This is a genomic window from Burkholderia sp. YHN3-13 (assembly GCF_055810675.1).
Map to the genome: position 1 here is coordinate 1 of NZ_JBVVNQ010000077.1, position 1,076 is coordinate 1,076.

The following is a 1,076-nucleotide window of genomic DNA, read 5'->3' on the forward strand; positions in this document are numbered from 1 at the left end:
TTCCCGGATCCGGAGGTGGCGGAGATGGTGTGCCGTGCCTATGACGCGGGTCTGGCCACGGGATTCTTCGGCAAGCAGTCGGCGATTGCGGAAGGGGCACGTCAGCGCCTGAGCGAGGCGCTGCGAGGTGCGCGCGATCTCCAGTGGAGGCGCGAGATTTTACGGCTGATTCGGCAGACGGGTCGGTATGGGCAGCAGCACGGCGCGTACTGCCGGTTGCCGGTCGAGGTGGAGCGGAAAAACGGTCAATGGAGTGTGCCGTCCGCGAGACGTGAAATGGATCGGCGGTGTCAGGTCGGAGTTTAAGTGATCGCGTCCACGCAAATCACGAAGCACATAAAAACGGCGTGGGAAGCGAGCAGGTTTGTTTTGTAGTCGAGGTGGGCGGTAGAAGTAGAAAAACGATAAATGATCGAATTATTTTGAGGCCAATGTTGTCAATCTAAAAAGGGGATTGTTATGAACCGCATCTACAAGACTTTCTTTAACTCCCGGACAGGACAAGTGGTCGTCGCGTCCGAGCTCGCAACAGCAGTGTCCAAGAGTGGTGGTACAACCACTGGGTGCGTCACGACGTCGAACTCAAGCAGGCAGTTGTCGGAATTAAGAAATTTCTCTTTAAAAAGATGCCTGCTGGTTACGATGGCGTCATGGGGTGTATTTTTTTCGGTTGGCGCCTCTGCTACTCCATATTATAATGCTGCTGGCATAAATGTATCGGCTGGAGGGTTTAATGCTGTTACAAATGGGGTCAATGGCAATTGCAGTTACATTGCTGCCAGTGGTGTAGGTGAATTTGTTCCAACTAATTCCACAGCGTCCGCGTACCTTAATAGCGTACCAGTTCTGTCTCTTTATAACATCGGTCCGGGAAGCTCTGTTGTAAATTGTGCGCCCTCTGCCAATCTGAATCAGATAAGCATATTCAGTAGTGGCGCCCTTACTAACGGTGTCGCTTCGTTAGACTCGATGTACATCCCGAACCTGATGGTGGGTAACCTGACGGTATCCGGTACCACGACGCTCAGTGGCGTTGCAGTCTCGTACTTCCACGCTAATTCATCGTTGACCGACGG

At 52.7% G+C, this 1,076-nt stretch carries 1 protein-coding gene and 1 pseudogene; both read left to right on the top strand.

What is annotated here, in order from left to right; all coding sequences use genetic code 11:
* Window positions 1-306: pseudogene (locus AC0KUR_RS37925) on the top strand (hypothetical protein); the annotation flags it as partial.
* 153 nt (window positions 307-459) lie between these two features.
* On the top strand, window positions 460-1,076 hold a 617-nt coding region (locus AC0KUR_RS37930; RefSeq protein ID WP_473377394.1), incomplete at its 3' end, for an ESPR-type extended signal peptide-containing protein.